Source organism: Methyloferula stellata AR4 (assembly GCF_000385335.1).
In the GTDB taxonomy this organism is placed as follows: Bacteria; Pseudomonadota; Alphaproteobacteria; order Rhizobiales; family Beijerinckiaceae; genus Methyloferula; species Methyloferula stellata.
This window is the reverse complement of the sequence record NZ_ARWA01000001.1, coordinates 3,820,565-3,834,421: the sequence shown is the minus strand read 5'-3', so window position 1 is coordinate 3,834,421 and position 13,857 is coordinate 3,820,565. Positions and strand designations below refer to the sequence as shown.

Sequence of the window (13,857 nt, the reverse complement as noted above, 5' to 3'; positions counted from 1 at the left end):
GCAAGCCTCATTCCTTTATCCTAGAGACCGGTCATCGATTTGGATTCGATCGTGCTTGGGGACGCCCTCGCCACTTCATTCACCGATATTATGCACCATGCCGGTGAGCTTGCTCTCGGCTATTTCAATCAGGGTGCCAAAACCAGCGCGGAAGTCACGACCAAACCCGGCGGTTCGCCCGTGACCGAGGCGGATTTTCTGGTCGACCGCTATCTCAAGGAAAAGCTCGAAGCGCTCGTGCCGCAGGCCGCCTGGCTTTCCGAGGAAACCGCCGACACGGATGCGCGGCTTTCAAACGGCCTGGTTTTGATCGTCGATCCGATCGACGGCACGCGCGGCTTCGTCAATGGCGATGCGACCTGGGCCATCGCGGTCGGATTGATCGCGGATGGGCGCCCCATTCTGGGCGTCATCCATGCGCCGGCGCTGAAAGAAACCTATGTTGCCATGAAAGACCAAGGGGCTTTTCTGAATGGCCGGCGAATCGCCGTCTCGAAACGCCCATCGCTCGATGCCGAGGCACGGGTTTCCGGCCCCTCTGGGCTTGCGTCAATGCTCAAATCGGCCGGCGTCGAATTCAATCTGCAGCCGAAAATCCCTTCGCTCGCCATGCGGATCGCCCGCGTCGCTTCCGGCGATCTCGATGCCGCTTTTGCGTCGGAACATGCGCATGACTGGGATATCGCGGCGGCCGATCTCATTCTCCACGAAGCCGGAGGCGTCTTGTCCGGTCTTGCCGATGGCCCGCTCATCTACAATCGGAGCGATACGCGCCATGGCCTTCTGACGGCCGCGCCGGAGCAGATTCATGCAGAGCTCAATGGCGCGTTTCGCCGGGCCAAGGCGGCGGCGCACTAGGGCATGATCCCAAAAAGTCGCAGACTTTTTGGATCGGATTATGCCTCAGAAACAAAAGATTAGAGCGTGATGATAACCCAACTTAAGGCGATCACGTTCTAATCACAATTATAGGAAGACAGTTCGATGTCTCAGGAGGCTCCAGCCCAATTGCTTCACCTCGTCTTCGGGGGCGAACTCGAAAATCTTGAGGGCGCGACGTTCAAGGATCTGTCAAAAGTCGATCTCGTCGGCATGTTTCCGGATTATGCATCGGCCTATGCCGCCTGGAAAAGCAGAGCGCAGGCGACCGTCGACAATGCCCAGATACGTTATTTCATCGTTCATCTGCATCGCCTGATGGACCCTGCCAAAGGCGAATGAGGCGGCTTTTCAATATTCCGCCTAGCCTTCCGTGTGCGCTGAATGATAATCATGCGGCCCGGGTTTTGAGTTTTACGCGATCGTTCGATATTTAATCCGGCGCTGCAAGGCGTTATCATTTTACCTCTTCTCCCGCTCGACCATCGACCTTAGCCGCATCGGCAACACCATTTGGCTTTGCCGGTAAAGACATGTTCAAATCCCCCATTCTAAAGTGCTTCGGGCGATCCGGTGATGAAAGGCACATTTCTCCTTCTGATTTACCGGGCCGCCAGCGCCGCTTTCGCACCCTTCGCACCACTCTTTCTCTACTGGCGCCAACGGCAGGGCCTTGAGGATAAGCAGCGTGTCAAGGAGCGCCTCGGGATTTCGCGCCAAATGCGTCCGGCCGGACCGCTCGCATGGCTGCATGGCGTGAGTGTGGGTGAAAGCCTCGCGCTTTTGCCCTTGCTCGAGAGGCTTGCTGCGCGCGGCTTTCATATTCTTCTCACGACTGCGACCGTTACTTCGGCCGCCGTCATGGCGCAGCGCCTGCCGCCCGGCGCCCTTCATCAATATATTCCGCTCGACGTGCCGCGCTTCATGGCGCGTTTCCTCGATCATTGGCACCCGGATTTCGTGTTCATCGCCGAGTCCGAAATCTGGCCCAATCTTTTTCGTGAAATTCACCGCCGCGACATTCCGTTGGTTCTGGTGAATGCGCGCATGTCGGAGCGGTCGTTCCGGCGCTGGCGGCATTTGCCGCGCTCGGCGCAGGCTTTGATGGAAAAAACCGAATTCTGTCTGGCCCAATCTTTGACGGATGCCGAACGCCTGACCCAGCTCGGTGTACCCCGCGTTTATGTCGCCGGTAATCTCAAATATGATGTCGCGCCGCCGCCGGCCGATCCGCAATCCCTTGCCGATCTGAAGGCGAGGGTCGGAGGCCGTCCCGTCTGGCTGGCCGCCGCGACGCATGCGGGCGAAGAACAGATCGTCTTCGACGTGCATCGCAGGCTCTTGCCGCATTTCCCCAACCTGCTCACGATTATCGTGCCGCGTCACCCGCGCCGCGGCGCCGAGATCAAACATCTCGCGGAAAGCCGCGGCCTGCGATGTCAGCTTCGCTCGGAGGATCGCAGAGGGCAGCCGCTCGAGGGCCTTTATATCGGCGATACGATCGGCGAGACGGGGCTTTTCTACCGGCTGAGCGGCATTGCCTTTGTCGGCAAGTCCTTGACGGGGGCCGGCGGGCAAAGCCCCATCGAGGCGGCGAAGCTCGGCTGCGCCATTCTGCACGGGCCGAATGTCGCCAATTTCACCGATGTCTATGAACGTCTCGACGCGACACATGGCGCGGCGACGGTCGTTGATGCCGAGACGCTGGCGCGGGCGCTCGCCTATCTTCTCGCCGATGCGGCGAAAATGCGGGACATGGCGCGCGCGGCGGCCGAGGTCGTCGAGAGCCTCGGCGGCGCCTCCGACTTCATCATGAAGGCGATCGAGCCGCATATCGCCCAGATGATGGTCGAGCAGCGCGTCGCGCGATCCTAGGGGCATGGCTCAATCAATGAGTTATCGTTGCCGTTGAGCATTGCAGCGTAAGGCCGGTCGCAGGTTGGAGACCATTGTCGGTCAGGACAGTGTGGACCTTATAAAATGCGACCTCGACAAGGAGCTTGAGAAAGGCTGCCGCCGTAGACGGATGTTGGCGCTTTCTTCGAGCTTTGTGCAGAAGACTCTCGAAGTTCCGTGGATGGCGACGAAGAGGGCGATTTGTCTTCGCCGGTCTTGGCTCTGTGATGCGGATATGAAAGCGCTTGGCCAAGCGCGCTCAGGCTCCCCAGACAATTTGTACGGTTCGCTGGACCGGCTTCCCTTGTGACGCCGCCCGCGGCGCGGCGCTCGTCCCATAGCGCATCCCTTTAGTCTTGCGGCGAGAATGCAGCATCAAAGCCTGGGATCAAGCGCATAGGCGATTGGAAAGAAACAGTTCGAAACAACTTACAATGGAACTGACACAAGTTCAGTGATTCCAGCCACGGAATAAACTTCGGCCCACGGTACGTATCGGCAGCTGTAATTCTCTGTGTCTTCAAGACTGGCGCCGAAAATTTCTTATTTTCGGCAAGCATTATCCATTTTTGTAGATGCGGAGGTCGGTTCAGAGCGGTCCGGTGAACGGCGTTTTACACGGCGTGACAAGGGTAATCGAATGAAGAAAATGGCGTGGATGTCGGCAATATTGGCAATTGCTGTAATGGGTTTCGTAGGTGCCAGACAAGTTCATCCGTCAAATGATGTTTGGTTTCTGCCTAAACGACATATCCCAACCTATGATCCGCTTTCGGACCAGCTCTACATCAAAATGACTCAGCTTTTCGCACAGGAGGCAGCCAAGTCTGTGGTGATGCTGGGCGACTCTTTGACCGAATCCGCTAATTGGCCAACACTTTTGCAATATCCCGATGTCGCCAATCGCGGCATATCGGGCGATACTTCGGTCGGCGTACTTCAACGCCTGCAGGACTCGGTCAAATCTGCAAAGATCGTCTTTCTTTTAATAGGCATCAACGACCAGTTCCGATTCATTCCGGAAACCGAAACGCAGCGCAATATCGCAAAAATCGTCGACGAGCTCGGCAAGACAAGCAAGGTGGTTGTCCAATCCGTTCTGCTGACGCGCGATAAAAAAATAAACGCCTACGTCATGGACATGGATCGATTTGAAAAAGGCCTGTGCGAAACCGGTAAATGCAAATATGTAGATTTGAATGCCGGGCTTTCCGAAAACGGTCTCTTAAAGGAGAGCTTCGCGCGTGATAACATCCATATCAATGCGGATGGTTACGCTGCCTGGGCGTCGATTATCAAACCTATACTCGATCAGGAACTCCATGCGAGTTTACGGCGAGATTTATCATTCCAAACCGGCGAGTTTGTAAATTCTGGAGCGGACGATCGACATCCAGCTCGGTAAAAGAGTTGCGAATGGGCAGCAAGCTAGCCTCAGAGCGCCGTCGAGTTGTTTCGACTGGGCTCAAGATCTCATGAGGCCTTGGGCTGCAGCGTTTCGGCCAATTCGCGGAAGGCGTCCTCGCTGGCTTTGTCCGAAGGCGACTGCATCATGGCTTCGTAGATCTTCGGGACAAGCGAAACGGCTTGGTCGAGATCGGCGTCTTGGCCCGGCTGATAGCCGCCCATGAGCCGCAGATCGCGCGTATCTTCGAAGCGGGCGATCAGGGCGCGGAGCTTCATGACGAGATTTTGCTGTTCCTTCGACCAGGCGTGATTGGCGAGTCGAGAGATCGAAGACAAGACATTCACGGCCGGGAAGCGGCCTTGGTCGGCGATGCTCCGGTCGAGCACGATATGACCGTCGAGCGTGCCTCTGATGCAATCGGCGACGGGATCGTTGTGATCGTCGCCGTCGACGAGCACCGAGAAAATGCCGGTAATGGCACCATCGCCTTCTTTCCCAGGCCCGGCTCTTTCGAGAAGTTTCGGCAGGTCGCTGAAGACCGATGGCGTATAGCCGCGCGCCACGGGCGGCTCGCCGGCGGCAAGCGCCACATCGCGCGCCGCATGCGCGAAGCGTGTCACCGAATCGACGATCAAAAGCACGGAATCGCCGCGGTCGCGAAAAAACTCGGCTATGGTCATCGCGGTCTTCGGTGCCAGCCGCCGCATCATGGGGCTTTCGTCACCTGTCGAAACCACCGTGACCGCGACCTTGCGATTGGCCGCCAATGCATCGTCGAGAAACTCGCGGACCTCGCGCCCGCGTTCGCCGACAAGCGCGATCACCACCGTGTCGAAACCTTTCGAACCCGCGAGCATCGCAAGCAGAGTCGACTTGCCGACGCCTGAGCCTGCAAAAATGCCGATCCGCTGACCGGCGCAGATAGGGGTAAAGAGGTCGATGACGCGCACGCCGCTTCTCAGCGGGCGCTTGACGCGCGTGCGTTCCATCGCGGCGGGCGGTGCGGACTCGACTGAAACCATATGCTCGCCGCGCGGCATGGGACCGGCGCTATCGATCGGGCGGCCGAGCGCATCGATCACGCGGCCTTTCCAATTCGGATGCGGCGCCAGCCGCAGCGGACCGACCCGGTAGGCAAACTCGCCGAGGCCGGTTTCGACATTCGGTTCGAAGGTTTTGACCGTCGTCCCAAGATCGTCGAGACGGACGACTTCCCCATATTGGAGACGTTCGCTATTTCCGAAGCTGACGCATTCGCCGAGCTTGAGGAAACGCGACAGGCCTGAGACGCGATAATGCGTCGGCGTCACCTCCGTCACGATGCCGCCGACGCGGACCTTCGGCAGTTCCTCGCAGGCGAGATTGACGATGTGCTCTAGCCGGCCAAGAGCATTCATCAAACGGCGTCCCAGCGGCAATCAAGAGGCAGGTGCAACGCGATCAAGAATTGCTGCCGAGCGTCTTGATGGCGTCTTTATGAGAGGCTTCGGTGGAGGCTATCGCGGAAGAGACACTATCGAAGTCCCGCGAAATCATCATCATCTTCGCCATTTCCAAAACCGGATTGATATTGGCGTTTTCAACAAAGCCTTGGGCGATACCGCTTGTATTGAAATCGAGCACGGGCGTACCGGGCTTGTCCGACATGACGCCCGAATTGTCATGGCGTGTGAGCTTGGCGGTCGAGTCGAGGGTGAAGAGTCCAATGGCTCCAACCTGCCTGCCGGACTGGGTGATCATTCCGTCCTGCGAAATTGTCGGCGGTCCGCCATTGGCGTCGAGCAGCATCGCGCTATTGCCTGCGTCGAGAACCGGATAGCCGTCGAGCGTCTGCAGTGAACCGTCGGATTGCATGCGCATCCGGCCGTCGCGTGTGTAGACGGTTCCGCTGGGTGTCTGCACGGCGAGCCAGGCATCGCCTTGCACGGCGATATCGAGCGGGTTGCCGGTGCGAACCATGCTGCCGCTATTGCGCATGATATGCGGCGTTCCGGTCGAAGCGTAGGCAACCGGCGTATCGCCTTTCTTGGAAAGAAAGGTCTCGAAGCTGATGGTTCCGGCGCGATACCCGACCGTGTTCATATTGGCGAGATTATTGGCGACGGTCGTCAGCCGCTGTTCGAGCGCGACTTGGGCGGATAAGGTGACATAATAATTGGATTGCACCTGTTACGACCCTCCCATTCTCAGATTTGCAAGGCTGAGCAGCAGACTGCTGCTGACGCCTGGCGTCGACGACGAGGTGACCATCAGCGCATTCATGGGCGTCGGCGTCGTCGTGTTGTTCAAATCGTAATTGGCGGTAAACCGCTCGATAAAACTCTGCAGCTTGGCCGGATTTTGAAAATCGCTGATATTGACCAGATTGCTGAGCTGCTTCGCCTGCATGTCGATATTCTCAAGCCCCATATTCGACGAGAGGCCGAGCGCGGTTTGAACGACGCTCAAAAGCTGCTTGTCTGCGAGAATGCCGTAGGTGCTTGAGATGGTCGGCGCGACGCGCTGAAAATAAAGGGCAAGCTGCGTGCCGGGACTCTGCTTGCCGACATTGTTTTCCAATGTCTGCTCGACATAATTGTTGACGGTCGTTTGAACCGTCGTCGAACTCGACGTCGTCGCTGTTCCATTCGCAGCGAAATTGAAAGCCGTCGCCAGCGCTTTATAGCGCGGATCGTTCAACGTATTGGCAAGCGCCGTGCTGCTGGAAACGCCGCCTTCCAGCACCTTGGTGATCAAGCCCTTGGCATAGGTCATGTCGCTGAGGCCGAAGGCCGTCATGACGTAATTATAGAGCTTGCTGTTGCTCAAAAGATCGGAAACGCTTTTCACCTTTCCGATATTCGCTTCGAAATACTGCGTGGCGGTCGCAACCTGGGGTTCCGCAGCCGTTGTCGCCTGCGACTTGGTGAGGTTCTTGGCGACGGATAGATAATAGGCGGTGGTGCTGAGCATAGGTGCCATCCAGTTCGGACGGCCTGATCCTTTCGGTATGAGCTTGCCCGAAGCTGGCGTCAGCCTCCGTGTGTGGCAGAGATGAGACGCGATCGATGATTCCGCATACCGGCAATCGGCCCGCGCCTGGACTCGAAGGAACGCTGCCAAAACAGCTGCTTGCTTAATCAGTTTCGGGCAAGCCTTCGCCATTAGCCCATTAAGGGTATTCTACGTGTGTAACGTCTTGAGAGCAGGCTCCTCGCCCTGCCTTATGCCGTTAGAACCGATTTGCGCAGGAGCTGGCCTTGGGTTTCATCATAGGCACCATTATCGCGCTTGGCTGCATCATGGGCGGTTTCGCCGGGATGGGCGGGCATATGGCCGTGATCTGGCAGCCCATGGAATTCATTATTATCGGCGGATCGGCGCTGGGCACATTCATCGTCGCAAATTCGATGACGACGATCAAAGATACCGGCCGTGCCATCATGGAAGGCGTGAAGGGGGCAGGGCCGCTCGAACGCGATTATCTCGACGTCCTCGGCGTACTCTATTCCCTGATGCGCGAATTGCGCGGCAAGGGACGCAACGAAGTCGAAGAGCATGTCGATAATCCGGAAGAATCATCGATCTTCAAAAGCTTCCCGCGCGTGCTCCTGGATAAGGAGCTCACGCATTTCATCTGCGACTATTGCCGGTTGATCATCATCGGCAATGCCCGCACGCACGAAATCGAAGCCCTGATGGACGAAGAGATTCAAACCGTCACTCGCGACAAGCTGAAACCCTATCACGGTCTGGTAAATGTCAGCGACTCCTTGCCCGCGCTGGGCATTGTCGCCGCAGTGCTGGGCGTTATCCATGCAATGGGTGCGCTCGACCAATCGCCGGAACTCCTCGGCCATCTGATCGGCGCGGCCCTTGTCGGTACTTTCGCGGGCATTTTCATGTCTTACGGGTTGCTTGGGCCGCTGGCCAACAAGATCAAAGTTCTGCGTGAGAAGCGCTGTCGTCTCTACATCATTGTCAAACAGACGCTGCTGGCCTTCATGAACGGAGCCATGCCGCAGATAGCGCTCGAACATGGACGCAAGACCATTTCGGCGCATGACCGCCCGTCGATCGATACGGTCGAAAATGAGACTGTATCCGGCGGCTCGCAATCCGCCCAGGCGGCGTGATCGGCATGTCTGAGCTGCGCCGTCAGGCCAATGTTTTGAAAGACGGTCCTGAACGCCTGCTTGACGCCGGCGGCATTTCGGTCGAGCGCATGCCGCTCCTGCATGCGATCTTCGACCGGATGCTAACGCAATGTTCGGAAAGCCTGCGCGCTTTGTGCTCGACACCCGCGATCTTTACCGTCGCGTCGACGCAGACCGAGCGGATGGGAGATATTCTTTCAAATTTCGAAGGCCGCGTCGTTGTTGCGATCTTTCAGGCGCCGGCCTGGGACTCGCGGATCATTCTCGGCTTCGATCATAATTTCCTTTTTTCGATGGCTGAGGCTCTTTTTGGTGGCGACGGCACTGAGCCGGCGGTTCAAGAGGATCGCCCCCCTTCGAATATCGAGATGCGTGTCGGGCAGGCGATTTTCGATCGCGTCGCCAAATCCATGCAAGCCTCTTTTTCAACAGTCATCGAAACCACCCTGAAATTCGAAACTCTCGAAACGAGGATGGATTTCGCGGTGATCGTGCCGCGCGGCACATTCGCCATCATTACGACGGTCAATCTCCAGATCCTGGATCGCATCGGCGAAATGTATGTGGTGCTGCCGCAGCCGGCGCTCAATGCCATTCGTCAGGGCCTTGCCCATGACGCAACGAAGGACACGGTGGCGCGCGATCCGCGTTGGGTCCGCCAAATGCAAAACGAGATCACGCGTTCCGAAGTGAAGGTCAAGGGAATGATCGAAGAGCGTCAATTCACGCTCGGCGATATCGCCGATCTGAAAGTCGGACAGATCCTGCAATTGCAAGCGACCGCGAAGAGCCGCGTGAAGCTCGAGTGCAATTCCCAGGCATTGTTCTGGTGTCAACTTGGGCAGGCTGATGGGCACTATACGCTGCGCGTCGATGATGTCGTCGACAAGGAGCAGGAATTCATGGACGATATCTTGCCGCACTAAATGGTGATGGATTCGCGGGCAAGGGGTCAGTCACGGGATTAAACGACGGTTGCGCATTATCTCCTGCATTGCTTGACGGAGCGGCAAACACTATGGACCAAGACGAAGATCTACTTGCAGAAAAAGCTGGAATGCAAAACCCGCGTCCCAAGCCGCGGGACCCGTCCGAAGCGAATTTCGATACGATCCTCAAGATTCCCGTCCTCGTTCAAGTGGTGCTCGGCGCGGCGAGCATGCCCGTTTCGAACCTGTTGAAACTTGGACGCGGCGCCGTCATTCCGCTCGACCACCGGGTTGGCGAGCCCGTCGACGTGGTGGTTAACGGGCGCGTCGTTGCGCGCGGCGAAGTCGTGGTGGTCGAAGAAGACAGTTCGCGATTTGGCGTCACGTTAACGGAGATCGTAGGCTCCGGTGGATCCGATTCTGTTAGCTGATATCAAATGGTAAAAGATCCTCCGGCTTGTTCTGGCCCGGACGCGTTTATGCAATGGTCCAAGCGCTGATTGTCTGAGACGAAATGAAACAAGCAAATAAGATTTTGCGTGGACCAGACAAAGTCGCAGCTCTCCTGCTGGCGATGGGAAAGCCGCTTGCCGGACGGCTTTTGAAGCATTTCGATCCTGAAGAACTCAAGCTTATTACACGCTCCGTCGCCAATCTCGGGGCGATCCGGATGCATTCCCTCGAAGGCGTGATCGAGGAATTTGCCGGGCAATTCCTGAACGGTGTCGATCTTTTGGGCTCGGCCACCGAAGTCGAGCAATTGCTCACCGGCGTTTTGACGCCGTCCCAGATCGCGGAACTCATGGCCGAGGTCAGCGATGGTTCGACGCAACCCATGTGGGAGCGCCTGTCGACAGTCCCTGACAATGCCTTTGCCAATTATCTGCTCAAGGAACATCCACAGACCGCGGCTTTGATCTTGTCGAAGGTGAGTCCGACCTGCGCGGCCAGAGCCATGGCTTTGTTTCCGCGTGACCGGCGCAACGCGCTGATGCGGCGGATGCTCAGCATGTCCTCGGTCACCGAGCCGGCGATGCGCGTCTTGGAGGCCACCTTGCGTGAGGATCTCCTGTTGAAGGCCTCGCGAAACAATGGCGACGATCAGAACGCTCGCATGGCCGATATCATCAATAAGATGGAACGCGAGCAGATGGAGGACGTGCTTCAGAGCCTGGCCGAGACGCGTCCAAAAACGGCGGAAACCCTGCGTGGCCTCCTGTTCACGTTCGATGACGTAATCAAGCTCCAGCCCAGGGCGCGCATGTTGCTTTTCGACGCGATTCCCACCGAGCGCGTCGTTCTTGCGCTCAAGGGCAGCGACATCGGGTTGCGCGATGCCATTCTTTCGTCTCTCGCGTCACGCGCGCGCCGCATGGTGGAACAAGAGCTTTCAAACAGCGAACCCGCCTCGCACCGTGATGTCCTCAAGGCGCGCCGGATGATAGCGGATGCGGCGCTATCTATGGCCGAGCGTGGCGAGATCGAATTGAATTCCACAGGTGAAGACGAAGAGGTTTATTGAGCCGAATCATTATATGCTGAGGCGGTCCGAAGATCCGCGTGTCCAGTAACGTCACCGGGCTTGATTCGAATGCTTTCATCGTCGCAAGCGGCCTATGTGCGGTGAGATGAACAGGTCCGGCCAGGCGATTTAGAGCTATGGCTGATTCAGCCGACAAAGACAGCAAAACAGAAGAGCCGTCGGAAAAGCGCATTCGCGACGAGATCGAGCGCGGTCAGGTTCCGGTTTCGCGCGAGCTTTCGATCTTTGCCTCTTTCGCCGCGCTTTTGCTGGTTGCCGCATTCGTATTGAGAAGCGGTGCAATCGCGATGACCGCGGCGCTTCAGCCCTTTTTTGACGATGCCAATGGTCTGCGTCTCGAAGATGGTTTCGATGCAGTGGGCGTTTTAGGCTTGTTGATGATGCCGCTTCTTCAATTTGCGCTCCCGATCTTTGCGATCCTCTGCGTCTCGGGCGTTATCGCTTCATTCGTGCAAAATCCGTTTCAAATTAATTTTCAACGCATTCAACCAGACTTTTCACGTGTCTCTCCGGCTCAAGGCTGGAGCCGCATTTTTGGATCGCAGGGTCAGATCGAATTTCTGAAAAGCGTTCTCAAGTTTTTGGGCGTAGCCTTGGTGGTGTTCGCCTTGCTCCAGGCGCAACGCGATCATGTCGTCAACGCCATGTTTCTTGAGCCGGACGCGATCCCCGACATGATTTTGGGTTTCGCGATGCGGCTTTTGGCTGCGATCGCAATTGCCACGGCTCTGCTGACATGCGCGGATTGGTTTTGGACGCGCCATCATTGGCGTCAACGTTTGCGTATGACGCGCCAAGAGGTGAAAGACGAAGCGAAGCAGGCCGAGGGTGATCCCCTGGTCAAGTCGAGACTGCGGTCATTGGCACTTGATCGTCATCGTAAGCGTATGATGGCCTCGGTGCCGCGCGCGACCTTGGTAGTCGCCAACCCGACCCACTATGCAATTGCCCTACGTTACGTACGCGAGGAGGGCGGTGCGCCTATGGTTCTTGCCAAGGGCAAGGATATTATAGCGCTCAAGATACGCGAAATAGCGGAAGAAAACGGGATACCGGTCGTGGAAGATAAGGCTTTGGCAAGGTCCATGTACGACAGTGTCGAAGTGGATCATCCGATTCCCCCCGAATTCTACCGGGCGGTAGCCGAGCTAATCCATTTCCTATATGCTCACGATAAGCGGCGAACGATAGGAAAATGAGAGCCATTTCATGTTGTTGAGACAAAGGGATAGCCAGGTGTTGCTACGCACCAAGGCTTTGGCGGAAAGCCTGAAGGATGTTGCGGCGGAGCTGCGACTCATCGACTTGGCTGATTTCGTCACCTTTATCCACAGAGAACAATTCGCCAATATTCAAGACCTCGTCAATTCGTCCGTCGAGCTGTTTTTCAAGCATGGGACGCTGACCTATGGCGCCATGGCTGCTTTTGAACTCGAATGGGATCGGCCGCCGGCCGTCACGCTCGGCATGGAGTTTCACCATAAGTCGGTGACGATCCTCTTCGATCTGATGCTCCAGACTTATGATGCCGGCGTGGAGATTCGGGCGATGACCTTCGACGATGCGCTCGCGAGCCCCGAAGAAGAAACCAAAGCCTTTATCCAGGCGATCGCTGCGGCCAGACTTGCGAAGCCAAATAAGAGCCGCCATTAGGCCGCTTCTTATAAATTCGCCGATTCCAACACGAGAGCGGCGGCCGGCGGATAAATCCGCGATTCGCGCAAATGCAACACCCTGAAATGGTCCTTCGCCCAGGCCTCACGCGCCAGCCTGGGGCAAGATTTCATACGTAATTTTACGTGAAGGGGTTAGAGCCGATCTTCGATGTCGAAAGACCACGGAAATTGACTCTGAATGGGGCTTTGCGTGGGACCAGTTTATCTTTTCGATCTCGCTTCGCAGCAGGCACGCTGGCTGACGGTCCGTCAGGCCGTCATCGCGGAGAACGTCGCGAATGCGAATACGCCAGGCTATGTCGCCAAAGACATCGGCGAGTTCCAAGACGTCTTCGACGGAGCGCAATTGCAGTTGGCGGCGACGAATCCAGCCCATCTCGGCACGGATCCATTGGATCCGGCTTCCGCAGCGCAAAGCGAAGAAGCGCCTTGGGAAGTCGTTCATTCCGGCAATTCGGTCGGTACTGAAAAGGAGATGATGAAGGCTGGTCAAATCAATCGAGAATATTCGCTGAATACGTCCGTTGTGAAGGCTTTCAACCAAATGCTGTCGGCGAGCGTGAAGGGATAAGAGATGATCGATCCACTCGAAGCATCTATCAAGATCGCAGGGTCAGGTATTGAAGTCCAATCCAGCCGCCTGCGCGTCGTCGCTGAAAATATGGCCAATGCAAATTCGACAGGACGCGTGCCGGGATCCAATCCTTATCGCCGTAAAACCATAACCTTCGACAACGAACTTGATCGGGCGACAGGCATGGAACTCGTCAAGGTTAGAGAAGTCGGCGTCGATCGCGCCGCCTTCCGAAGTGAATATGACCCGGGCAATCCGGCCGCCGACGCCAAGGGCGTAGTCAAGATGCCTAATGTCAACATGATCATGGAAATGGCGGATATGCGAGAGGCCAACCGGTCTTACGAAGCCAATCTCCAGGTCGTCAAAGAAGCCCGGGATCTATACACGATGACACTCGATCTATTGAAGAGCTCATAAAATGATAAGCGCGATTCCTCTCGTCGGTTCAGTTCTCGGCGCTTCCGCGGCCGATTCCATTCAGGCGGTCGGCAAGTCGTCTGTCACGACGGCTGCGAACGCCATCGGGGATTTCGGTCAAATGCTGACGCAAGTCGCCAATGATGCGGTAGGCAATCTGAAAACCGGGGAAGCCACCGCCATCTCCGGTCTGCAAGGCAAGGCGACGGTTCAACAGGTCGTCGAAGCCGTATCCGATGCGCAGAGCAGTCTGCAAACCGCGCTGGCCGTCCGCGACAAGGCTGTGTCCGCGTATCAGGACATTACGCGCATGACGATCTAGGCTCTCGCTTCGAAAAATGAGAGCGGCGGCATCAAAGTGGAAGTCGCCAGATTGAATATGAAATGATCACGCTG

16 protein-coding genes are annotated in these 13,857 nt (G+C 56.9%); 13 read left to right on the top strand and 3 right to left on the bottom strand.

Features of this window, described 5'->3' with window-relative positions; genetic code table 11:
* Positions 1–51: 51 nt before the first annotated feature.
* The 4 genes from A3OQ_RS0118965 (at position 52) to A3OQ_RS0118945 (ending at position 4,180) form a co-directional block, all read left to right on the top strand.
* Positions 52–858, top strand: coding sequence for a 3'(2'),5'-bisphosphate nucleotidase CysQ (locus A3OQ_RS0118965; RefSeq protein ID WP_244427189.1), 807 nt, complete (start codon positions 52–54; stop codon positions 856–858).
* A gap of 126 nt (positions 859–984) precedes the next feature.
* On the top strand, positions 985–1,221 hold the full coding sequence (locus A3OQ_RS0118960; protein ID WP_020177019.1) for a DUF4170 domain-containing protein: 237 nt from the start codon (positions 985–987) through the stop codon (positions 1,219–1,221).
* A 234-nt stretch (positions 1,222–1,455) separates the two neighbouring features.
* A complete protein-coding gene (locus A3OQ_RS0118955; protein WP_020177018.1) occupies positions 1,456–2,754 on the top strand; it encodes a 3-deoxy-D-manno-octulosonic acid transferase in 1,299 nt (432 codons plus the stop codon).
* Positions 2,755–3,415: 661 nt separating this feature from the next.
* Complete coding sequence (locus A3OQ_RS0118945) at positions 3,416–4,180, top strand: GDSL-type esterase/lipase family protein (RefSeq protein ID WP_083931623.1); 765 nt, start codon at positions 3,416–3,418, stop codon at positions 4,178–4,180.
* A 68-nt stretch (positions 4,181–4,248) separates the two neighbouring features.
* Here A3OQ_RS0118945 and fliI read toward each other — a convergent pair whose 3' ends face one another.
* From fliI to A3OQ_RS0118930, 3 genes are read right to left on the bottom strand one after another with little or no spacing between them, the layout of a single operon-like run.
* Positions 4,249–5,580 (bottom strand): flagellar protein export ATPase FliI, encoded by a 1,332-nt coding sequence (gene fliI / locus A3OQ_RS0118940; protein WP_020177015.1) that lies wholly within the window; start codon positions 5,578–5,580, stop codon positions 4,249–4,251.
* Positions 5,581–5,623: 43 nt separating this feature from the next.
* A complete protein-coding gene (flgF, locus tag A3OQ_RS0118935) occupies positions 5,624–6,349 on the bottom strand; it encodes a flagellar basal-body rod protein FlgF (protein WP_020177014.1) in 726 nt (241 codons plus the stop codon).
* 3 nt (positions 6,350–6,352) lie between these two features.
* Positions 6,353–7,135: a DUF1217 domain-containing protein gene (locus A3OQ_RS0118930; RefSeq protein ID WP_020177013.1), complete on the bottom strand. Its 783-nt coding sequence runs from the start codon at positions 7,133–7,135 to the stop codon at positions 6,353–6,355.
* A gap of 287 nt (positions 7,136–7,422) precedes the next feature.
* Between A3OQ_RS0118930 and motA the strand changes: the two genes are divergently transcribed.
* From motA to fliE, 9 genes are all read left to right on the top strand, one after another.
* Entirely contained in the window at positions 7,423–8,298 is an 876-nt protein-coding gene (gene motA / locus A3OQ_RS0118925) for a flagellar motor stator protein MotA (RefSeq protein WP_020177012.1), read from the top strand.
* Positions 8,299–8,303: 5 nt separating this feature from the next.
* A complete protein-coding gene (locus A3OQ_RS0118920; protein ID WP_051116139.1) occupies positions 8,304–9,245 on the top strand; it encodes a flagellar motor switch protein FliM in 942 nt (313 codons plus the stop codon).
* 131 nt (positions 9,246–9,376) lie between these two features.
* Complete coding sequence (gene fliN / locus A3OQ_RS0118915) at positions 9,377–9,679, top strand: flagellar motor switch protein FliN (RefSeq protein WP_040581466.1); 303 nt, start codon at positions 9,377–9,379, stop codon at positions 9,677–9,679.
* A gap of 83 nt (positions 9,680–9,762) precedes the next feature.
* Entirely contained in the window at positions 9,763–10,770 is a 1,008-nt protein-coding gene (locus A3OQ_RS0118910; protein WP_020177009.1) for a flagellar motor switch protein FliG, read from the top strand.
* A 137-nt stretch (positions 10,771–10,907) separates the two neighbouring features.
* Positions 10,908–11,990 carry a flagellar biosynthesis protein FlhB gene (gene flhB, locus A3OQ_RS0118905; RefSeq protein ID WP_020177008.1) on the top strand — a complete coding sequence of 361 codons (1,083 nt, stop codon included), beginning with the start codon at positions 10,908–10,910 and terminating at the stop codon, positions 11,988–11,990.
* Between the two features lie 37 nt (positions 11,991–12,027).
* Positions 12,028–12,444, top strand: coding sequence for a hypothetical protein (locus A3OQ_RS0118900; protein ID WP_026596018.1), 417 nt, complete (start codon positions 12,028–12,030; stop codon positions 12,442–12,444).
* A 213-nt stretch (positions 12,445–12,657) separates the two neighbouring features.
* Complete coding sequence (gene flgB, locus A3OQ_RS0118890) at positions 12,658–13,038, top strand: flagellar basal body rod protein FlgB (protein WP_026596017.1); 381 nt, start codon at positions 12,658–12,660, stop codon at positions 13,036–13,038.
* Positions 13,039–13,044: 6 nt separating this feature from the next.
* Positions 13,045–13,461 (top strand): flagellar basal body rod protein FlgC, encoded by a 417-nt coding sequence (gene flgC / locus A3OQ_RS0118885; RefSeq protein ID WP_026596016.1) that lies wholly within the window; start codon positions 13,045–13,047, stop codon positions 13,459–13,461.
* 1 nt (position 13,462) lies between these two features.
* Complete coding sequence (gene fliE, locus A3OQ_RS0118880; RefSeq protein ID WP_020177003.1) at positions 13,463–13,783, top strand: flagellar hook-basal body complex protein FliE; 321 nt, start codon at positions 13,463–13,465, stop codon at positions 13,781–13,783.
* The last annotated feature ends 74 nt before the right edge of the window (positions 13,784–13,857 follow it).